The sequence below is a fragment of the Bacillus coahuilensis m4-4 genome (genome assembly GCF_000171615.1).
GTDB classification, from domain to species: Bacteria; Bacillota; Bacilli; order Bacillales; family Bacillaceae_K; genus Bacillus_T; species Bacillus_T coahuilensis.
The window spans coordinates 45,223-64,130 of record NZ_ABFU01000010.3 but is presented as its reverse complement, the minus strand read 5'-3'; the positions used below and the strand labels follow the sequence as shown (position 1 = coordinate 64,130).

Here is an 18,908-nt window from a genome sequence, read left to right as displayed (position 1 = left end):
TCCAATATCACTTTTGATAGGAAAGTAATCCATTAGGGAGCGTCTAAGCTGTTATAGAAAGAGGTGAAGGGATGGGTAGGAAAATCAGTAGCTTGGAAGAACAACTTGAAGCCTATCATGAACTAACGTTATCCTATGTAGACAAAATAAAAGACCTTATTCATAAATCACAAAAAAATAACCAAGGTGATATGCTACCTAACGTATTCTTTAAATTTAATACATTCAGAAAAGGGAGAAAACCTATGCCTAGGGAGTTTTGTCATTAAGAATATTGGAACCTCTATCCTTTCTAATCCTTATATTCTTATCCAATTAAAGAAGGATTCACCATTCTACTTTTCAGGACGGTATATAACGGAAAAAACCAATACAAATGGTATGAATACTTCAAGTGTATGGAAGCGAATAGGTGATGTTAAAAGTATGGATCAATATTGGTTACAGCCATCGACAAATGAAATTAAACCAGGAGAAAGTTTAACATTTAGTTCTTTTCAACTAAAATGGAAAGCCACACAAACGTATTCTGGAGGGATAGTAGGATACGTCTATTCTGACGAATTTCCGGACGGAATCAAGTCTTTTAATGCTATTCACATTCAAGGTTCTAATGATAGTGGGGAGGAAACTGCTAATGGAACCTCAGGAGTTTGACTATATGATTCACTTGAAAAAGTTGCAAAAAGAAATGTTGATGAGTCAAATACAAAAATATAGAGAATCTCATTCTTCAGGCACTAGCTTTGTATTTCTTGATCAGCAAATGTTGTCTTTATTGATACTACATTGGATGACTATTAAGTCTGTTGACAAAAGTGAAGGTGTACGTTCAGATGATACAGCGGATTATTTAATCCACAAAGTATCGGAATGGATAACAGAATCAAATGAAGCTTTTCATTCTGTTATAGCTCTTCTTGAATCTCCAGATGATGTAGTTGAAAAGGAGGGTTTGAAATGAGTGATGAAATGATACAACTCCAACAGAAAATAATTCATTACCAATCCGAATTAAAAAGGTAATAAACAAAAAATTATTGATTACCAGAATAGTACAAGAATCGTTTTAATCGATCAGTTAAAGATGGAAATTCACCAACTGCATCAACAGGTAAAAGAGTTAGAAAGTAAGAAAATGGGAGAATACGACTCTTTTTCAAAACAAGCAGAACAAACTGAAAGAAAAATTGCATTATATGAGCAAGAAATGAGCGATTTAAAAATAGAAGTAAGAAATTCCGAAGAAAACCTTTCTAAGGTACAAGGAAAGTTAAATGAACTTTTAAAAGAGAAAGAAAAATGGATAGCCGAAATGGCTGAGGAAAAGGATAAAAATGATCTGCTTTTAGATCGTGTTAAACATGTACAAGAGAAGGTAGAAGCAGAGGAAAAGGAGACTATCCAGCTTAAGGAGAAACTGCAAGAGGTAGAAAAACGATTAAAAGAGGCTAAGTTAAAAGAAGAAAAACTTCTTAACGTTATTGATCAAATTACAGAGGAAAAATTGAAAATACATCTACGTTCAGAGGAACAGGCAGAAACCTTTCAAACTCTTCTTAACCAAATGAATCAAATGGAAGAACAGTATCAAAGACTTCAAACACAATTAGATGAGAATAACACTCTCTATCAAAATGTTGAGAAGGAAAAGAAGGAAGCCTTTATTCTTTATGAGGAGTCCCTCCAACAAAATAAATTTTTAACAAAAGAAAAGGAATTACTTGAAAAAGAAATAGAAAAAACAAAAGTGAGATGCTTCAAGCGCGTATTGAAGCATACCATCAACTATCACAAGAGAAACAAGAAGAATACGAACGTTTGCATACGATTGAATCTCATTTTGAAGAGTTGAATGAAGATTACAAATCCCTTAGGGAGTATGTAGAGCAATTAAAAATTGAGGAACATAATACAGAAGAACTTGGTTCTACGCTCGATTTGGTAGAGAATCTTAAGAGAGAAAATCAAGCGCTTCAAAATGCCTATGATAGTTTGATAGAAGAAAAGAAGTTAATGGAAAGTATTGTACCTTCCCCCCTAGAGTCAGAAGGAAAAGACACCAATGTGGATCTTCAAATAGTAGAGTGGTTAATGAATACTCTAGTTGCAGGAAATGTAGATAATAACTCGAAAGATATGGAGAAGCTAATTGAAAAGCAGATTGAAAAATTAACCAAGGAGATTACAAGCCTGGAAGGAGAGCGTGATCATCACAGTTAAAGTTAAGGGGACAGGGACCTTGTCTTTTACTTTAGCTCATATACGAACCCTAGGATCGGGCTGACACTAAATACCACTAAAATGCTAAAGCGGACGGAACAAAAGACAAAAAGCCTTGAGCCGAAGCTCAAGGCTTTTAACTAAATAGTAGGATTTTATTCGAAATTTAAGTTCTACTGCAGGACAAAGTCCCTGTCCCCTTGTCAGATCCATTCTCTTGACCAGGATTCTATTTGGTTAATAACAGGCTCCATGGCTGCGCCTTTTTTTGTAAGAGAGTATTCAATCATAACAGGTGTTGATGGGATAACCGTTCGTTCTACGATGCCCTCTTGTTCAAGGTCTTTAAGGCGATCAGATAATACCTTTCCGCTAATTCCTATGGAACCTTGAATCTCGTTAAAACGCTGCGGACCTGTTAGAAGTTGATAGACGATAAGTCCAGTCCAACGTTGGCTTACTATTTGAATGGCTTTTTCAAACCGTGGACACACGTTTGATGGTTTCATATGAAATTCCCCCTACCATAGTTATACTACAATGGTCGTATTATTAAAATCATCTTACTTGACGAAAACAAATAATAAAAATAAACTAACTTACATAAAGTAACCAAAAGACTAGCAGGACGATAAGGAGGAAGAGGGATGGGCTTTCATGATGAAGGATCGACCTATGTTGCACATGTAACCATTAAAGTAGCAAATTTAGCAAGGTCTCTGACGTTTTATCAAGAGATAATTGGTTTCAATGTACTAGAGGAAACAGAGAGGACAGCGGTCTTAACTGCTGATGGGCGCACCCCTCTCTTATCTCTTCAAGTACCCATTCAAGCTGAAGAGAAAAAGGAAAGAACCACAGGGCTTTATCACTTTGCTTTATTACTTCCAGAGCGAAAAGATCTAGGGGATTTCATTTATCATCTTGCAGAATACGGAATTGAAATTGGGGCAGCTGATCATTTAGTGAGTGAAGCCATTTATTTATCTGATCCTGACGGCAATGGAATAGAACTTTACCGAGATCGCCCGTCAACGGATTGGAGATGGGAAGGTAAATCTATCTGTAGCCATGGCAACGGACCCGCTCCGTTATGAAGAAATAATAGCGCAATGTGAACAGGCACAGTGGACGGGGCTTCCGAAGGATACCGTCATGGGACATATCCATCTTCATGTAGCACACCTAGAAGAAGCGAGAACGTTTTATACAAAAGGATTAGGCTTTAAAGTGGTGAACGAATATGGTGGGCAGGCCTTATTTCTATCGACGGGAGGCTACCATCACCATATTGGTCTAAACACTTGGAGTGGTGTAGGGGCACCAAAGCCAGCTCCTAACAGTGCAGGATTAGACTCCTTTTTATTACGTTATCCAACCATAGAAGAAAGAAATCAAGCCGTCCAACGATTAAAAGAGCTAGGGTCAACCATTGAAGAAAATGAAGATCAAGCGATAACGTTTGATCCTTCTGGAATTCAAGTCATTCTTAGTTCATAATACAATAAGGATGGCGCTGTCAGGTCTGGCGATCATCCTTTTACTTCATAGTGTACTTGAACAAACTCTCCGTACGGTTTCGTGCGTATAAGCTTCAGAGGAATAGGAGCTGCTTGATGCTTAAACAATGGAACACCCGCACCTAAAATAATGGGAATCAACGTAATGATCAACTCATCGATTAATCCTTCTTTAATAAAATCATGAAGGAGATCGCTCCCCCCCAACCCATCCAGATATCCAGTCCGGCTTTCTCCCTCAAACTTTCCGTAAAAGATCCTATATCTTCGTTCACATATTCTACGTGCTTATCTTGACCGGTAGTGGATCGACTAAATACATAAGCTTTTTTACCAGGGTAAGGGAACTCCTGTACGAAGCTCATAACCTGATCATACGTTTTCTTGCCCATAAGGACCGTATCAATCCTATCGTAAAAATCTTCATAACCGTTGTCGCCTTCTCCTACGGATTCCATCTCATGAAGCCAATCAATGCCGCCATCCTTTTCAGCGATGTATCCATCTAAACTCATCGCGATATAGCAAATAACCCTTCGATTCTTTCTCACGATTCTTCCTCCTTTAAGCTCTGATTTTAGTAGTATACCAAAAAAGATGAGATTGTATTGAAACATTGAGCCCTAAGTAAGATAATGAGTAAAACATGCAAGAGAGGGCGTTAACATGAAAAAATCATCTTTTCTTATCATAAGTACAGTGTTAGTTGGGTTGGGAACCATACCCCTTATCAAGAAGTCAGTTGGTAGGACCCTATATCGTCCCATTGGAGTCATCCCTCATTACACGGTAAATGAACAAGATTTGACGAAAGTAATAGCATATTACACGTGTGATGGAAAACCCTTTATGACCTTAGAAATGGATACGAATACAGAAGAAGTTACGATAGTAGGTAGCTTGCAAGACAAAAGAAAAACAAGGAAGCTAGCTAAGAAATATAGATTAGCAGATGAAGAATTAGGAGAAATGTTGAAGCAAGGAGCTTTCAATTATTTTCAAGACTATCAAAAGAGCACCCCTTAAGGTGCCCTTACCGTTTATTTTTTGGGTATTCTTATCCTCACATTGGTTCCTTTATCCACTTCACTTTCGTACACGATGCTCCCGCTAATGCTTGAGAGTAAGTGAAAGGTAACCGTTAGCCCTCTGCCAATCGTCTTATTCATTTTTGTAGAGTCAAATTCCATAATGGATTGAAGCTGAGCGGTTGATAGGCCGATACCTGTGTCATTAATTTCTATTACTATACTATGCTCTTTATGGTAAGCAGCTAAGGAAATAGTTCCTCCGTGAGGAGTGGCATCCGCTGCATTCTTAAGAATATTGAGTAAGATTTGTTTTAATTTTATCGGTTCAATAAATAAAGTTAAATCAGATTGAATTTCTTTCTTAACGTTCAACTGCTTTTGTTTAGAGTAGCCGGCCATTAAGGATAAAACTTCTTCGATCGATTCTTTGATAGAAACAGCCTCTTTTAAAGTGGATGTTTCCTTGGTATTTTGAACATATCGTGAGAGCTTAGCCTGTGCTTTTTGTTAAATTTTTTTGTATAGGGACTAAATGATTGGTACGAACCCAATCTCCTTGAGAAGTCGCGTCGTTTAAAGCAGTGTGCGCTTTTTCGAGAGTTTGGGACATATCAATAGAGAATAAGGTCGATAGCTCACTAACAAGATTCCCTTTTTCAGCTTGCGATACATGTTCTTTTACTCGAGAGTAATCTCGAATATTCTCCGAAAAATAGATAAACAAGGAGGTAGCGAAAATATAAGAAACAAACATGAGTAAAAAGACATTTAAGCCGTGCTGAAAGAAAAAGGACATGTTTCCTACTATCCAAAAATGAACGGCGATGGCACTAACAACAACTGCATAAGAATAAATAGAGAAATAGATTCCCCGGATTATCTTACCTGTTAAAGCCTGACGTTGATAAGATTTTTTCAGATACAATAATGATAAGAGTAAAATCAAAGCCACAACCAGGACGTTAACGGACCCAAGTAAACCTCCTAAGCTAAATCGAAAAACTACTAACATCAAAGCAGTAATACTTCCGGCAAGCACGCCACCGTATAAAATACTCATCATTAACGCAATCCAGCGTAAATCCCATAAAAATCCTGTGCCAGAAACGATAGGGAATATCATACATAGAATGCTTGCGGCCCCGCATATAATCCCTAAACTAACTCTACTTTTCCAAGCAGAATAATTCGTAATAATAAACTGATAAAAATAGATTGGTGTTAAGATTAACAGAAAATTTAAAAGCAGCAATTCTGTAATCGTCTTCGTCCCGCCCATACCATCACTCTCTTCTCTATCTACTATACTTTCAATACGATTAAAGTTTGATCATCTTCAATTGCAAACGGATGATACTCTTTTATTTTTTCGTATAGTGCTTCGGTTATTTCTTGTGCAGAAACCGTTAAATCGATTGTACTCAAGCTAGATTTAATAATGGAATTTGAATCGGAGGTGTTCTTTCGTCTTTCAATTATTCCATCGGTGTAAAATACAATAATATCTCCTTTTTCCACAGTCATTTTATCAGCCTCGTAAACTGTATGAGGTAACAACCCTAGGATAGGACCATCGGTTGATATTTCTCTAAAGGTTTGTTCCCTTGGTCTGTACAAAATGGCTGGCTCATGACCAGCAGATGAATAAAGAAAATGTCATATTATCCCGGTCGTACTTTCCAATAAGCATAGTAATAAAGGATGAGTGATCCATATGTGTATTAAAAAATGTATTAATCTGAGCTAGGGTCTGATGTAATGGAAGTCCTTGTTCCACAGCAAATTTCATCATCGTCATTTGAATGGCAGCAGGAATACCTTTTCCGCAAACATCAGCTATGGCAATGGTTGTATTGTGATCCTCGGGGAAAATGGTATGAAAATCACCATTTAATTCATGATAGGGAAGACTGACGATTCCCACTTCATTTTGAATTCTTAGCATAGGAATAGTGGACAACAATGACCTTTGTACCCTTGCCGCAACAGAAATTTCATGTTGAAAGGCTTGATGCCTTTGTTCTAGTGTTTCTAACTTCTTTCTTTCAGAGATATCGTTAAACGTGATGATGCTTCCTAAATTTCCTTTTTCATCAAGAAACGGTCGAACATAGTATTCAACGGGTACAGGTTTCCCTTCTTTACTCCAGAATACATCATCCGTTATATAAATCTGCTCGCCACTTATGGTAGCTTTTCGTATGGGGCACTCTTCTTCATGAAGGGAAGAACCGTCCACTTTTGAATGGTGAATAGAGAGGTGGGCTGAGCGCCCTATAAGTTCATCCTCCCTGTAACCAAGTAGCTTTTTGGCAGGATCATTTACGAAAATTATTTTTCCTTCTATATCAATCCCATACATTCCTTCACCCATTGTGTTCAGAAGCTTTAAATAACGATTTGACAACTGTTCTATCTTATCTAATGGCTTTTTCCCATACTGGTAGAACACAATTCTTAATAAATACACATAGCCTAGTAACTTAAATACATGGGCAACGAAATGATTCAAATCAGTTAAAGATTGATACGTAACTAGGGAAAGAGTAGATAAGATTAATAGGAAAGAAGCGAAGGCAATATTCTTTCGATCCACTTGTTCGTCGTGTTTATAATACCTTATTGCAATGATAAAGATTATAAGGTGGAGAAGTGCAAAGCTGTATTCTAGTGCATTTTTAAACGCAGTAGGTTGCTCATTTTGCAATAACGGTACAAGGTGTTCATACTGCGTGAAAAAGATGAAAGATAGTAGCAGTGTATAAACGGTACTCATCATATAAGAGAGTGATCTTAGATCTGAGGGAACCACCTTAATGGAGAAAGGTAAGATGAGTAGAGAAAAAGCTACGACCTCTGTAAAACGCGCCATGATCCAAAACCATGTCGTAACAGTGTACTCATCTAATAGAACAATAGGCATTCCTTTAAACGTAAGAAGATGAAACAAATACAAAAAAACCAACCGCTACAAAAGCACTGGAGAAAATTATATATTTTACATGGTCTGTATACTTATAAAATAACCATCCTAATAAAGCAATGCTGAGAGAAACAAAGACGGTTAAGTATTCAATAACACTATGTATAACAAGATAATGAAGCATAAATTCTTGGATAAGATGGGATTTATCCAAAATGAATAGAATACAAAATAAAGAGAAACTTGATGCGAGTAAGATTGAAATTTGTTTGGTTAAGCGGTCCATGACCTGCCCCTTTCTGAAAAATACCATACCTATAGTGTATACCATAGTGAGGATATTGAGAAGTTATAATGTGTACGGAAAAGCGTAAGGAGTGGTAGTGGTTTTTTAATAAGACTTGGTAAATACTCTTGTAAATCAGGGCTAAATTCCATCAGTTGATTAAAGTAAAAAGGGACAGATTCCACAGGAGTGCCAAGGACTCTGGATCATCTTCCTCTATTTAGAAAGGTGGCGACCTATGTAAAAAAATCGCTTTATAATCAACGGAGTTGTTTCGTAGAGTCGTATAGTCATTTATATTAGAGAATTATAGCCCGTTTGTTCGTCGTAGTGTCACCCTTGTACTCTTCCCGTAGTAGGATAATGTAAAAAATAGGATAAGGTGATAACGTGCCTATTATTTCAGGAGAGGACTTTATTAGACGTATTGGAGCCATGAAGCCAACGATTTGGTTAAACGGGCAAAAGGTAAAAGAAAGGTTACCGGATCATCCAGAATTTAATGGTATTTTAAACAGTCAACGCCTACTATATGACATACAGAATAAACCCGAGTTAAAGGATATCATGACCTTTCAATCAGAGACGACAGGAGATATCATTGGTACGTCCTATCTAATCCCTCGTAACAAAGAACATCTTGTAAAGCGTAGACACATGATTCAGACATGGGCAAAAGAAACAGGAGGACTTATGGGGAGAAGTCCCGATTACATGAACACAGCCCTCACCGCTTTCGCTTCGTCGGCTCATCTTCTTGAAGGGAAAGAGGGATGCTTTCCGGAACGGCTGCAAGCCTTTTATGAAAACGCAAGACAACGTGATTTGTCTTTTACACATACCTTTATCAACCCTCAGAACAACAGATCTACACTCGCTTACCTAGACGAAAACACATTGAATGCCAGGATCGTGGACCGTACTAGTGAGGGGATCATGGTTAGAGGGGCAAAATTGTTAGCGACCCAAGGTGGTATTACAGACGAACTACTAGTATTCTCTACCCCATCTACAAGAGATATATCAGAAGCGTACATGTTTTCTATACCAACAGACACGAAAGGACTTTCTTTTGTGTGCAGACAATCATTCTTAACTAGCCAGTCTTCATATAATTCACCATTGGCCTCTCGATTGGAGGAAATGGATAGTATCATCATTTTTGATTCTGTAGTAGTTCCTTGGGATAGGGTGTTTATTTACGATAATCCTTATGCCGTTTCTGACTTGTATAGGGACAGCGCATTTATACCACTTAATCTACATCAAGCGGTGTCAAGACAGATCATAAAATTAGAGCTATTGATTGGGGTAGCAGAGTCACTAGTAAGAAGTCTGGCCAKGCGCAGAATACCATCATGTACAGAAAAAGATTGCTTCTATGATCAAGGGGCTGAGAACAGCACAAGCTCTGTTATTTTATGCAGAAGAAAGAGGAGAAGAACAGAACGGTGTGTATCTCCCTCACCGTGATACGCTGTATATGGCAGTGAATTTATTTCAAGAACACTATCCAAAGTATACGGAAATGGTGCAGCATCTCGGGGCAAGCGGAATGATCTCCATCCCGTCAGAAGAGGATTTTCAATCTCAAATGGGAAACGACCTCCGCTATTACTTACAGGTAAACTCCTTAAATGGTGAAGAGCGGGTAGCGCTGTTTAGACTAGCTTGGGAGCTCACAATGAGTAGTTTTGGTACACGGCAAACTCAATTTGAACGGTTCTTCTTCGGTGACCCCGTACGAGTGACGCGAGACGATCTATCAGACGTATTCATTTGAAGAAGAGATGGAGTTAGTGAAGAAATTTTTGAGGTGAGATGAGGAGCAGTGAGGATATGGGAAGTTGAGGTGCACGCAAAGTGGTTGGAGCCGCACGCAAGTAGAAGAAAAGTGCACGCAAAATCTCTAGCTCCATCCCACCCTCCATCCCCTTAAAATGAGTATCCTATTTTACCAATACTTAGTAAAATAGAAGAAAATTAATCTCTCTGGAGGACAACGCATGAACCTATTCTCTTCTCCACCCACCCTTGAAGGTAGCCGTATTCAATTAATTCCCATGGAGCTTACGCATGCACAGGCATTGTGGGAAGTGAACGATTTAGATAATTGGAATTTTATGACGTTGAAGGTAGACAGTAAGGAAAAGATGCTGGAGTGGGTAAGGCGAGCTATTGAACAACGGAAGAATGGGACAGCTTTGCCTTTTGTCGTGGTCGTCAAAAGCACGGGAAGAATTATTGGAGCTTCGAGTCTTTTTCAAATAAGTCTTTCACAAAAAAGCTGTGAAGTAGGGTCGACATGGTATTCAAAATCGTATCAACGTACGTTTGTGAATACAGAATGCAAGCTAGCTTTACTGGACTMYTGCTTTAATGAACTAGAATGTATTCGAGTGCAAATAAAAACAGATGAACGTAATCTTCGTTCTCAACAAGCGATTGAACGATTAGGGGCAAAACGAGAAGGGATACTACGGAAAGAGAGAATTTTAGAAAGTGGTTATAGTAGAAATGCCGTACTCTACTCGATTATAGACGAAGAGTGGCCAGCTGTGTGCGAGCATTTAGTGAACAAGTTAGCCTCTTACTAATGAAAAAGAGTACGCCTTTACTAAGACGTACTCTTTTTCATTTAGACCAAGCAAGCTCCAAAGAGCCGCGTCTGATTAACGCACTATATCCTACTAATAAAAGCGCACTAAATAGAGACAAGTACCCGATCCATTCAAATAATGTGTGGGTGGAATAATGCTCAATCACAAATCCGCCGCCTAGTGCAGCGATGATACCTGATATGCCAAAGAAACTCATAGATAAGAGAACATGGCCAGTAGATTGTAGTTCTTTCGGTACGATACGCGTGACATAATCAAAGGCAGCCGTATAAAGAATACCGAATGTAATGCCGTGTAGAGGCTGTAAGAGTAATAGGATGTAAGGGTCATAGACAAAGGACATGACCAAATAGCGCACCCCGTATAAAACAGCTGCTATAATGGTGAACGTCAGTGGATGGTACTGTCGATACCATTTATAGGACCAAGAGAATACGAGGAACTCTGTGAAGATTCCAATAAACCAAGCCCAACCAATAAGCGATTCATTTCCGCCCATTTCAGTAATGAATAACGCAATATAATCATCGTTTGCTCGGTGGGCAATCGTGACGAATAGGGAAGAGGCTAAAAATAGGAATAGAGATCTATTTTTTAATAAAAGAAGCGTATCAGAAAACTTAACCGGTTTAGTAGATACAACAACATCTTCAATTTTTAACGCGGTGCCAATTAAGAAAACGCAGAAAAATAAGAAGGGAAGGATAATCCAATGAATCGATATTAAGGATAATAAGAGTCCCGACCCTAAGACCGCGATGGCTGCGCCGAGAGAGCCCCACATTCTAAAAGATCCAAAGGACTGCTTCATGTCATTGGCTGTTTTTTGAGCTAAGCTTTCTCCTAGGGCGACAACTGGACCAAGACTAAAGGAAAATAGAAAATATAACAGTAGAATGGCTTCAAAGCTTTGGGACGAGAACATGAGCGCTCCAAAAGCTGTCATAAAGATTGCACCTGTTAGAACAAGTCGTTTGATCGTTTTAAGTCGGTCACTCATATAGCCACTTACAGGATTTGCAATAAGCATGGCTACTTTTCCCGCTGCTAACACAAGTCCAATCTCCGCAGCAGAAAGTCCTCTAAAAACTAAATATACTGCGATAAATGAGCCTGTTGTCATTCCGGCAGATTGTGTAAAGAACAGAAAGGCTTTTAAGTAAAATCGAGAAGACAATTTCGCACCTCATTTCAATCTATTTCCATTTGGATGACCTTATTGTATTGTAAGGTGTATGACTAGAGAATACTATACGAACAAGCAAAATAATTAAACAAAAATAAAAGATTTGAGTAGGAAAGTTTAGTAATTATCTATATACTAATTTCGTAGAAATTCATTGGAGTAGAGGAGGAGATAGGATTGTCCACACAATCGATCATTAAATTTGACGGAGTGACCCAACAATATGAGGATACGACCGTACTACATGATGTAAGTTTTGAAATTGAAAAAGGGAAGTTTTACACATTGCTTGGGCCTTCTGGTTGTGGAAAAACAACGATATTACGATTAATCGCAGGATTTATGGAGCCCACGTCTGGGAGCATTTATATAAATGATAAAAGGGTAAATTCCGTACCAGCCAACAAGCGCCAGGTGAATACTGTGTTTCAAGATTATGCGCTGTTTCCTCATTTAAATGTGTTTGAGAATGTAGCGTTTGGATTGCGTATTAAGAAGTTAAAAGAAGCGGTCATTCAAGAAAAGGTACAAGAAGCCTTACGCTTTGTTAACTTAAGTGGCTATGAAACCCGTGAAATTAGCGAGATGTCAGGTGGACAGCGCCAACGCGTGGCCATTGCTCGTGCCATTGTGAATGAGCCAGAAGTTATTTTACTAGATGAACCTCTATCAGCGCTTGATTTAAAGCTTCGAACTGAAATGCAATATGAGCTTCGCGAGCTTCAGCAACGCCTTGGAATTACGTTTATCTTCGTTACCCATGACCAAGAAGAAGCACTTGCGATGAGTGATGAGATTTTTGTATTAAACGGTGGAAGAATTGAACAGAGCGGAACACCAATGGATATTTATGATGAGCCCATTAACCGGTTTGTTGCTGATTTTATCGGAGAGTCGAATATTGTTTCCGGCCGGATGGTTGAGGATTTTGTCGTAGAAATTAATGGCAAGGCTTATGAGTGTGTAGATAAAGGGTTAAATCCAAATGAAGAAGTTGAGGTCGTAATCCGTCCTGAGGATTTAGAGATTACGAGCCTTGCAGAAGGAAAGCTCCAAGTAAAAGTAGATACACAGTTATTCAGGGGCGTTCATTATGAGATTAGTACCTATGATGAACAAGGAAACGAGTGGCTTGTTCATTCTACCAAAAAAGCAACGGTGGGAGAGGTGATTGGCCTCTATTTTACACCAGAAGCCATTCATGTTATGCGCTTTAACGAGTCAGAGGAAGATTTTGATCGACGATTAGAGGCATATGAAGAGGTGCCTGAATAGTGAATAGAACGAGAAATTTGTTTTTTATCCCTTATGGCCTTTGGATTGCAATATTCGTCGTAGCACCCATTCTCTTAGTGGGTTATTATTCTTTGTTGGACTTAAACGGAAATTTCACGTTGGGAAACTATGAGAAATTTTTTACCCCTGTGTATTTAAGGATGACACTTAGCTCCTTTTGGTATGCGTTTCTTATCACACTCTTTTCACTTTTAGTTGCCTATCCTGCCGCTTACGTTATTACTAAAACAAAGCATAAGCAACTATGGCTTTTATTAATTATTGTACCTTCATGGATTAATCTTCTGTTAAAAGCGTATGCATTCCTCGGTATCTTTGGTACATATGGTCCAGTTAACTCTATTTTTGAAGGGATTGGACTTGGTTCAAAGCAACTATTGTTTACCGATTTTAGCTTCATCTTTGTATCGGTGTACATTTTTATTCCGTTTATGATGCTTCCGATCTTTAATAGTTTAGATGAGTTAAATCCATCCCTTATGGCAGCATCTCGAGACTTAGGTGCCTCAGCCTTTACGACATTCCGCCGCGTCATTTTTCCGTTAACTCTAGACGGGGTGAAATCAGGTATTCAAGCTGTGTTTATTCCAAGCTTATCCCTGTTCATGATTACTCGCCTTATTGCAGGGAATCGTGTCATTACGCTTGGTACGTCCATTGAACAACATTTCCTAGTGACACAGGATTGGGGAATGGGTTCTACCATTGCGGTGTTTCTAATTTTAATTATGTTCACGATGATGTTTCTAACAGGATTTAGAAAGAGAGGTGTGTAGGAGTGAGCAAAGGAACGAGATGGGGTAAAGTCTATTTAGCATGTGTCTTTGTGATTCTTTATGCGCCAATTTTTTATTTGATGTTTTATTCGTTTAACAGTGGGGGCACGATGTATGAGTTTGAAGGCTTCACGTTGGATTATTATGGTGAAGTGTTTCAGGATACACGCTTGCTTATTATCGTTTTAAATACACTTGTCATTGCGCTATTGTCTGCCCTAATCTCTACCATTATTGGGGTGTTTGGGGCCGTAGCCATTATGTATGTAAGGCGGCAGTCGACTCAAAATGCGTTTCTTGCCTTAAATAATGTACTAATTGTTAGTCCTGATGTCATTATAGGAGCAAGCTTTCTAATTTTATTTACCATTGTAGGCATTAAGCTTGGATTTATCTCGGTGCTGTTATCTCATATCGCGTTTAGTATTCCAATCGTTGTGATTATGGTGTTACCAAAGCTACAAGAAATGAGTACAACGCTTATTGATGCAGCAAGAGACCTTGGAGCTTCAAATCGAGATATCATGACAAAGGTTATTTTACCGTATATATCTCCAGGGATTTTTGCAGGATTCTTCTTAGCGTTAACGTATTCATTAGACGATTTTGCGGTCACTTTTTTTGTAACAGGGAATGGCTTTACTACACTATCCGTCGAGATTTATTCCTTAGCACGTCAAGGAATCTCCTTAACCATTAATGCACTGTCTACATTGCTGTTCCTGATAACACTCGCTCTTGTGTTAGGGTATTATTTTATTTCTAAAAGAGGGAATACAGGATCTGTGAAGGGGGCAGGAAGACCATGAAAAAATTAGGGCAAGGAATCATTGTTATTTTCATTATTTCAGTTGGTTTATTGATAGCCCTTAACCGGTTAAACGCCTCAGAAGGTTTCTCAGGGGACAATACGTTAATTGTCTACAACTGGGGGGACTATATTGACCCTGACCTCATTGACCGATTTGAAGAAGAGTCAGGTTTGAAGGTCATTTACCAAACCTTCGATAGCAACGAAGCGATGATGACGAAGATCTCTCAAGGAGGGACAGATTATGATATCGCAGTCCCTTCTGAATATGCAATCGATAAGATGAGACAAGAGGAGTTACTTCTTCCAATTGATAAAACCCAGCTCCCTAATTTACAGTATGTAAATGAACGATTCTTAGATTTGTCCTTTGATCCAGAGAACCAGTATTCTATCCCCTATTTCTGGGGTACGGTAGGCATTGTATACAATCCTACTATGGTGGAAGGTGAGTTCACAAGCTGGGATGATTTATGGGATCCTTCGTTGAAGAATGAAATTTTACTTGTTGACGGAGCGCGTGAAGTGATGGGATTTGCCTTAAATAGTCTAGGCTACTCTCTTAATGATACGAATCATACACATTTAATTGAGGCAAAAGAGAAGCTAGATACGCTAACGCCAAATATTAAAGCCATTGTAGGAGACGAGATTAAGATCCTAATGGCCAATGAAGAGGCTTCTGTCGCAGTTGTCTGGTCAGGGGAAGCAGCTGATATGATGTGGGAAAACGAAGATTTGACGTATGCCATCCCTGAAGAAGGGTCCAATCTTTGGTTCGATAATATGGTGATTCCAAAGACCGCTCAGAACGTGGAAGGCGCTCATCAATTTATGAACTTTATGTTAGACCCTGAGGTTGCAGCACAGAACGCAGATTATGTGGGTTACTCAACACCAAATAAGGCGGCACTAGATTTGCTTCCAGAAGAAACGGTAGAAGACGAGCGGTTCTATCCGGGAGAAGAGCTGTCAGAGAAACTAGAGGTATATAATAACTTAGGGCAGGAAATGCTCGCCTATTACAATGAACTGTTTTTAGAGTTTAAAATGCATCCTAAATAGTAAGTAATGGCTCTGATTGGTTCCTATACTGGACCAGTTAGAGCCTTTTTTGGGCAAAAACGTAAGGAACAACATCCACATTCTCCTATTTTTGTCGAACGAATTTTGTTGTCTATTTGAAGTTACAAGTCTATAATCCTTCTATTGTGCATAAGATAAATGCCAATAGGAGGAATCGTTTTGTGTTAAATGAATGGATTATTGCGATTATTCTAGGGATTCTAGAAGGGTTAACAGAATTTTTACCCGTTTCATCAACAGGCCATTTAATTCTAGCTGCCAACTTACTAGAATTTCACGGAGAGACAGCAAAAACGTTTGAAGTTGTGATTCAGTTAGGAGCTGTATTAGCGGTACTAATCTTGTACTGGAAGCGATTTGTTTCGTTTTTGAGTACAGAGCAATTTGAGGGAAATCAGTTAAACCTTGTCCACATTGCTCTTGCCATGCTACCAGCGGTTGTCGTTGGACTTTTATTACATTCTTTTATTAAAGCGTATTTATTTGGTCCAGAAACGGTACTAGTTGGGTTAGTCGTTGGTGGGATATTTATGATTGTAGCGGAAAAATTGAAAAAAGCTCCAAAGGCATCGAACCTAGATGAGATTACGTATCGTCAGGCATTCGGAATAGGGATGTTTCAATGTTTTGCTTTATGGCCAGGTTTCTCACGCTCTGGGTCTACGATTGCTGGCGGTATATTGCTTGGGGTGAATCATCGGTCTGCAGCTGAGTTCACATTCTTAGTCTCTGTTCCTATCATGATGGCCGCAACGGGGCTAGATATTGTGAAGTCCTTGGATACCCTAGTAGCGGAGGATTTTGCTTTGTTTGGAGTTGGGTTTCTGACTTCTTTTATTGTGGCGATGATTGCTATTAAAACCTTCCTGCATTTATTAAAGAAGTTGAGTTTATCGGTATTTGCCTATTATCGTTTTGTTCTTGCAGCCGTCTATTTCTTTATTGTCCTATGACAAGAGAAAAGAGAGCCAGTCACCTGTTACTTTGACTAGCTCTCTTTTTCTATTATTTTCAGTCGTTCTTAGTATACCCCAACAGAATTCCAAGCAGATTGTACGCTTGAGTATGTGGATGAACCAGAACCGTATAGATCAGCCGTTGCTTGTAACATAGCGGCACGAGCGTTGCTGAAGTTGCTATAAGGAGTCAAATAGTTAGTAAGGGCTCGGTAATAGATCTTTTCAGCTTTTGCTGCGCCAATGCTTTGAATTGTGTAGTATGCCGCTTTGTTCGGGATACCACTGTTAATGTGCACGCCTCCCCAGTCTCCTGCTTGTGTGTTAGGAAGGTTTTGATACTCATCCATATGATCAGGTTGCCCATATGCATTCGGATTAGACATACTGCGAAGAGCATCGCCAGCTATGCCAGGTGTATACACATCTTCACCAATTAGATAGTCGCCAGTATCTAAGAAATATCCGAATACATCAGAGAACGATTCATTTAACGCACCTGGTTGATTCTCATACACTAAGCCAGCCGTTCTTTCTGTTACAGCGTGAGTAATTTCATGTGCTACTACATCAAGAGAGCCAGATAAAGCTTTAAACGTACTGCCGTCTCCATCGCCATATACCATTTGAGAACCATTCCAGAAAGCATTGTTATAGTTACTGCTGTAGTGAACTGTTGAGCGGATTGTAGCACCGTTGCCGTCATAACTGTTACGCCCGTGTTTGTTTAGGTAGTAGTCATATACTTGCCCAGCAAAATAGTGTGCATCTACTTCCGCACGCTGAGAAGAAGCAGACCAGTTATTATTGCTATCAACAGAGTAGCTACCTGGTAAAGATGTACGGTAGTTGGCCGTTCTCGTTTCAATAACACCGTTCATAGGTTTTGTTACATCAAATAGATAATACGTACCGTTCGCATAGTACGTGTTTAATGTACGGCTTGCACCATTTACTCCTGTACCAGTTCCGGTAGTTTCTGCATCCATTATAGCGTTCTTCGATTTAATAATACTTCCATCAACTGCATTTACATAGATCTGCCAGTTGGCACCGTAGGGCTCAATGAACTGTAGCTGTACTTTTTGAGCCAGGATAAATTGATCTTCGTGGTAGATATACACCGTATCTTGTTTGATTTGCTCTTCACCTAAAGAGTGATCATGACCATGAAGACTTTCAATCGTTTCCGTTAGTTCCGTGTCTTCCGGCTTAAGATCGATATGCTTCCAAGCTAAATCAATAGCAGAATCACCATTAACGTGAACATATTGCTTTTTCAATTTAGCAAGATCCTTCAGTCCATATAAGTTCCCGTTTGTTACAGTAACGGATCCTGTCTTATCGGTATGTACCGAGAACACAGCTCCTTCAATAGGGTAGTTACCAATGGTTTGTTGGAAGGTATAGTGGGTCATTCCTAGGTCATCTGTTTCTTTGTCTAGGAGCTTGAGAGATTCTGTATTTACTTGATAAACAGATGAATAGTCTTTAAGAAACTTTTTAACATCTGCTTCGGTTTTTAATTTTTTTGTATTGGATAATTTTCCTGATAAGAAAGAGGGGATGCCTTTTTCATCAAGCTGCTTCACCTTTAATTCAAAATCATTTATGCCTTTCTGTGATGACACACCAGGTAAGAATGCTGCAGAAGTGGCTGGAGTCATCAGACTCAGGGATAAAATGGAAGCGACGGCGAAGGTAGTGAATTTTTTCTTTTTCATTTGGTTTCCTCCTCTTATTTTGGCGCGCCTTACTTGTTTACCGGTGAGCTCAGTGTATAAGATTTTGTGAAACGTGACAATGCTTTTTACTGAATATTCAACTTAGTCAAACTTAAGACAAATTTCGACAAAAATAAAATCAACCATACGAATGAAATAGAAAAAACAGACTAGAATTACTAGCCTGTTACATTACTCTGATGTTAATTCTATGTAGTTTATTAATAATTATAGGCCAGGATAGTCATCGCCATAAGAACCAATGTTTAATGAATCTCCTTGTTTTTTTGTTAGTATCAGTCTTTATCGTTACAGTTTGGTCTCCTTGACTTAACATGGAAGGTGCTGGCTGCTGAACTGTGAACAGTACCATACCTAAAAAAATTACACTTGCAATAATACTCAAAATAGATGATTGGTGTTTTGTTTCTATCTGTTTCATTTTCAATCCTCCTAAAAAATTTGTGGG

25 protein-coding genes and 1 pseudogene are annotated in these 18,908 nt (G+C 38.8%); 16 read left to right on the top strand and 10 right to left on the bottom strand.

The annotated features are described in order from the left end of the window. Positions 1–71 precede the first annotated feature (71 nt). The 5 genes from M44_RS02135 to M44_RS02115 all read left to right on the top strand — a co-directional run bounded on the left by M44_RS02135 (position 72) and on the right by M44_RS02115 (position 2,223). Positions 72–269 carry a hypothetical protein gene (locus M44_RS02135; RefSeq protein WP_010170495.1) on the top strand — a complete coding sequence of 66 codons (198 nt, stop codon included), beginning with the start codon at positions 72–74 and terminating at the stop codon, positions 267–269. Positions 270–426: 157 nt separating this feature from the next. After that, a complete protein-coding gene (locus M44_RS02130) occupies positions 427–657 on the top strand; it encodes a hypothetical protein (RefSeq protein ID WP_010170494.1) in 231 nt (76 codons plus the stop codon). Next, complete coding sequence (locus tag M44_RS02125; RefSeq protein ID WP_010170493.1) at positions 638–964, top strand: hypothetical protein; 327 nt, start codon at positions 638–640, stop codon at positions 962–964. Before M44_RS02130 ends, M44_RS02125 begins: the two co-directional genes overlap by 20 nt. 123 nt (positions 965–1,087) lie before the next feature. Continuing rightward, positions 1,088–1,855, top strand: coding sequence for a hypothetical protein (locus M44_RS02120; RefSeq protein ID WP_155814874.1), 768 nt, complete (start codon positions 1,088–1,090; stop codon positions 1,853–1,855). Further along, positions 1,822–2,223, top strand: a complete 402-nt coding sequence (locus M44_RS02115; RefSeq protein WP_010170490.1) for a hypothetical protein — start codon at positions 1,822–1,824, stop codon at positions 2,221–2,223. Before M44_RS02120 ends, M44_RS02115 begins: the two co-directional genes overlap by 34 nt. 203 nt (positions 2,224–2,426) lie before the next feature. Here M44_RS02115 and M44_RS02110 read toward each other — a convergent pair whose 3' ends face one another. Continuing rightward, the gene (locus M44_RS02110; RefSeq protein WP_010170488.1) at positions 2,427–2,732 is read right to left on the bottom strand and encodes a winged helix-turn-helix transcriptional regulator; all 306 of its coding nucleotides are present in this window, start codon (positions 2,730–2,732) and stop codon (positions 2,427–2,429) included. Between the two features lie 138 nt (positions 2,733–2,870). On the opposite strand from M44_RS02110, the gene M44_RS29235 reads away from it, so the two are divergent. Beyond that, complete coding sequence (locus M44_RS29235) at positions 2,871–3,320, top strand: VOC family protein (RefSeq protein WP_337444021.1); 450 nt, start codon at positions 2,871–2,873, stop codon at positions 3,318–3,320. Further along, positions 3,295–3,723, top strand: a complete 429-nt coding sequence (locus tag M44_RS29230) for a VOC family protein (protein ID WP_337444020.1) — start codon at positions 3,295–3,297, stop codon at positions 3,721–3,723. The genes M44_RS29235 and M44_RS29230 overlap by 26 nt, the downstream gene beginning before the upstream one ends. Positions 3,724–3,755: 32 nt before the next feature. Here M44_RS29230 and M44_RS25765 read toward each other — a convergent pair. Continuing rightward, a pseudogene (locus M44_RS25765) lies at positions 3,756–4,258 on the bottom strand (dihydrofolate reductase family protein). A gap of 151 nt (positions 4,259–4,409) precedes the next feature. On the opposite strand from M44_RS25765, the gene M44_RS02090 reads away from it, so the two are divergent. Beyond that, positions 4,410–4,769: a hypothetical protein gene (locus M44_RS02090; protein WP_010170482.1), complete on the top strand. Its 360-nt coding sequence runs from the start codon at positions 4,410–4,412 to the stop codon at positions 4,767–4,769. Positions 4,770–4,783: 14 nt separating this feature from the next. Here the strand turns inward: M44_RS02090 and M44_RS02085 are convergent, their stop codons facing one another. The 5 genes from M44_RS02085 to M44_RS02065 all read right to left on the bottom strand — a co-directional run bounded on the left by M44_RS02085 (position 4,784) and on the right by M44_RS02065 (position 7,983). Next, positions 4,784–5,173, bottom strand: a complete 390-nt coding sequence (locus tag M44_RS02085; RefSeq protein ID WP_010170480.1) for a sensor histidine kinase — start codon at positions 5,171–5,173, stop codon at positions 4,784–4,786. Between the two features lie 91 nt (positions 5,174–5,264). Next, positions 5,265–6,053, bottom strand: a complete 789-nt coding sequence (locus M44_RS02080) for a LytS/YhcK type 5TM receptor domain-containing protein (RefSeq protein ID WP_010170478.1) — start codon at positions 6,051–6,053, stop codon at positions 5,265–5,267. A 23-nt stretch (positions 6,054–6,076) separates the two neighbouring features. Beyond that, positions 6,077–6,391 carry a SpoIIE family protein phosphatase gene (locus M44_RS28660; RefSeq protein WP_162013631.1) on the bottom strand — a complete coding sequence of 105 codons (315 nt, stop codon included), beginning with the start codon at positions 6,389–6,391 and terminating at the stop codon, positions 6,077–6,079. A 10-nt stretch (positions 6,392–6,401) separates the two neighbouring features. Then, a complete protein-coding gene (locus M44_RS02070; protein WP_029326683.1) occupies positions 6,402–7,730 on the bottom strand; it encodes an MASE3 domain-containing protein in 1,329 nt (442 codons plus the stop codon). Beyond that, positions 7,702–7,983, bottom strand: a complete 282-nt coding sequence (locus M44_RS02065) for a hypothetical protein (RefSeq protein ID WP_010170472.1) — start codon at positions 7,981–7,983, stop codon at positions 7,702–7,704. The genes M44_RS02070 and M44_RS02065 overlap by 29 nt, the downstream gene beginning before the upstream one ends. 390 nt (positions 7,984–8,373) lie before the next feature. Here M44_RS02065 and M44_RS19730 point away from each other — a divergent pair, with 390 nt between their 5' ends. From M44_RS19730 to M44_RS02055, 3 genes are all read left to right on the top strand, one after another. Continuing rightward, positions 8,374–9,456 carry a 4-hydroxyphenylacetate 3-hydroxylase N-terminal domain-containing protein gene (locus M44_RS19730; RefSeq protein WP_237705183.1) on the top strand — a complete coding sequence of 361 codons (1,083 nt, stop codon included), beginning with the start codon at positions 8,374–8,376 and terminating at the stop codon, positions 9,454–9,456. Beyond that, complete coding sequence (locus M44_RS27715) at positions 9,365–9,766, top strand: 4-hydroxyphenylacetate 3-hydroxylase C-terminal domain-containing protein (protein ID WP_237705182.1); 402 nt, start codon at positions 9,365–9,367, stop codon at positions 9,764–9,766. The genes M44_RS19730 and M44_RS27715 overlap by 92 nt, the downstream gene beginning before the upstream one ends. Positions 9,767–9,989: 223 nt before the next feature. Beyond that, positions 9,990–10,580, top strand: coding sequence for a GNAT family N-acetyltransferase (locus M44_RS02055; protein WP_010170470.1), 591 nt, complete (start codon positions 9,990–9,992; stop codon positions 10,578–10,580). A 37-nt stretch (positions 10,581–10,617) separates the two neighbouring features. Here the strand turns inward: M44_RS02055 and M44_RS02050 are convergent, their stop codons facing one another. After that, a complete protein-coding gene (locus M44_RS02050; RefSeq protein WP_010170469.1) occupies positions 10,618–11,781 on the bottom strand; it encodes an MFS transporter in 1,164 nt (387 codons plus the stop codon). A gap of 186 nt (positions 11,782–11,967) precedes the next feature. On the opposite strand from M44_RS02050, the gene M44_RS02045 reads away from it, so the two are divergent. From M44_RS02045 to bacA, 5 genes are all read left to right on the top strand, one after another. Then, positions 11,968–13,065: an ABC transporter ATP-binding protein gene (locus M44_RS02045; protein ID WP_010170467.1), complete on the top strand. Its 1,098-nt coding sequence runs from the start codon at positions 11,968–11,970 to the stop codon at positions 13,063–13,065. Then, positions 13,062–13,862 carry an ABC transporter permease gene (locus M44_RS02040; RefSeq protein ID WP_029326681.1) on the top strand — a complete coding sequence of 267 codons (801 nt, stop codon included), beginning with the start codon at positions 13,062–13,064 and terminating at the stop codon, positions 13,860–13,862. Before M44_RS02045 ends, M44_RS02040 begins: the two co-directional genes overlap by 4 nt. Before the next feature lie 2 nt (positions 13,863–13,864). Continuing rightward, the gene (locus M44_RS02035; protein WP_010170453.1) at positions 13,865–14,671 is read left to right on the top strand and encodes an ABC transporter permease; all 807 of its coding nucleotides are present in this window, start codon (positions 13,865–13,867) and stop codon (positions 14,669–14,671) included. Further along, complete coding sequence (locus M44_RS02030) at positions 14,668–15,738, top strand: ABC transporter substrate-binding protein (RefSeq protein WP_010170452.1); 1,071 nt, start codon at positions 14,668–14,670, stop codon at positions 15,736–15,738. The genes M44_RS02035 and M44_RS02030 overlap by 4 nt, the downstream gene beginning before the upstream one ends. Positions 15,739–15,920: 182 nt before the next feature. Further along, positions 15,921–16,712: an undecaprenyl-diphosphate phosphatase gene (bacA, locus tag M44_RS02025; protein WP_010170449.1), complete on the top strand. Its 792-nt coding sequence runs from the start codon at positions 15,921–15,923 to the stop codon at positions 16,710–16,712. A gap of 68 nt (positions 16,713–16,780) precedes the next feature. Here the strand turns inward: bacA and M44_RS02020 are convergent, their stop codons facing one another. Together M44_RS02020 and M44_RS02015 are read right to left on the bottom strand one after the other, a co-directional pair. Next, on the bottom strand, positions 16,781–18,439 hold the full coding sequence (locus M44_RS02020) for a M4 family metallopeptidase (RefSeq protein WP_010170444.1): 1,659 nt from the start codon (positions 18,437–18,439) through the stop codon (positions 16,781–16,783). Positions 18,440–18,683: 244 nt separating this feature from the next. Continuing rightward, the gene (locus M44_RS02015) at positions 18,684–18,881 is read right to left on the bottom strand and encodes a hypothetical protein (protein WP_010170442.1); all 198 of its coding nucleotides are present in this window, start codon (positions 18,879–18,881) and stop codon (positions 18,684–18,686) included. Positions 18,882–18,908: the final 27 nt, after the last annotated feature.

What these genes read in the sequence shown, in the direction of transcription:
- M44_RS02135 (WP_010170495.1), top strand. Translation starts at nt 72, where the DNA reads ATGGGTAGGAAAATCAGTAGCTTGGAAGAACAACTTGAAGCCTATCAT.
- M44_RS02130 (WP_010170494.1), top strand. Translation starts at nt 427, where the DNA reads ATGGATCAATATTGGTTACAGCCATCGACAAATGAAATTAAACCAGGA.
- M44_RS02125 (WP_010170493.1), top strand. Translation starts at nt 638, where the DNA reads ATGGAACCTCAGGAGTTTGACTATATGATTCACTTGAAAAAGTTGCAA.
- M44_RS02120 (WP_155814874.1), top strand. Translation starts at nt 1,088, where the DNA reads ATGGAAATTCACCAACTGCATCAACAGGTAAAAGAGTTAGAAAGTAAG.
- M44_RS02110 (WP_010170488.1), bottom strand. Translation starts at nt 2,732, where the DNA reads ATGAAACCATCAAACGTGTGTCCACGGTTTGAAAAAGCCATTCAAATA.
- M44_RS29235 (WP_337444021.1), top strand. Translation starts at nt 2,871, where the DNA reads ATGGGCTTTCATGATGAAGGATCGACCTATGTTGCACATGTAACCATT.
- M44_RS29230 (WP_337444020.1), top strand. Translation starts at nt 3,295, where the DNA reads ATGGCAACGGACCCGCTCCGTTATGAAGAAATAATAGCGCAATGTGAA.
- M44_RS02090 (WP_010170482.1), top strand. Translation starts at nt 4,410, where the DNA reads ATGAAAAAATCATCTTTTCTTATCATAAGTACAGTGTTAGTTGGGTTG.
- M44_RS02085 (WP_010170480.1), bottom strand. Translation starts at nt 5,173, where the DNA reads ATGGCCGGCTACTCTAAACAAAAGCAGTTGAACGTTAAGAAAGAAATT.
- M44_RS02080 (WP_010170478.1), bottom strand. Translation starts at nt 6,053, where the DNA reads ATGGGCGGGACGAAGACGATTACAGAATTGCTGCTTTTAAATTTTCTG.
- M44_RS02065 (WP_010170472.1), bottom strand. Translation starts at nt 7,983, where the DNA reads ATGGACCGCTTAACCAAACAAATTTCAATCTTACTCGCATCAAGTTTC.
- M44_RS27715 (WP_237705182.1), top strand. Translation starts at nt 9,365, where the DNA reads ATGATCAAGGGGCTGAGAACAGCACAAGCTCTGTTATTTTATGCAGAA.
- M44_RS02030 (WP_010170452.1), top strand. Translation starts at nt 14,668, where the DNA reads ATGAAAAAATTAGGGCAAGGAATCATTGTTATTTTCATTATTTCAGTT.
- M44_RS02020 (WP_010170444.1), bottom strand. Translation starts at nt 18,439, where the DNA reads ATGAAAAAGAAAAAATTCACTACCTTCGCCGTCGCTTCCATTTTATCC.
- M44_RS02015 (WP_010170442.1), bottom strand. Translation starts at nt 18,881, where the DNA reads ATGAAACAGATAGAAACAAAACACCAATCATCTATTTTGAGTATTATT.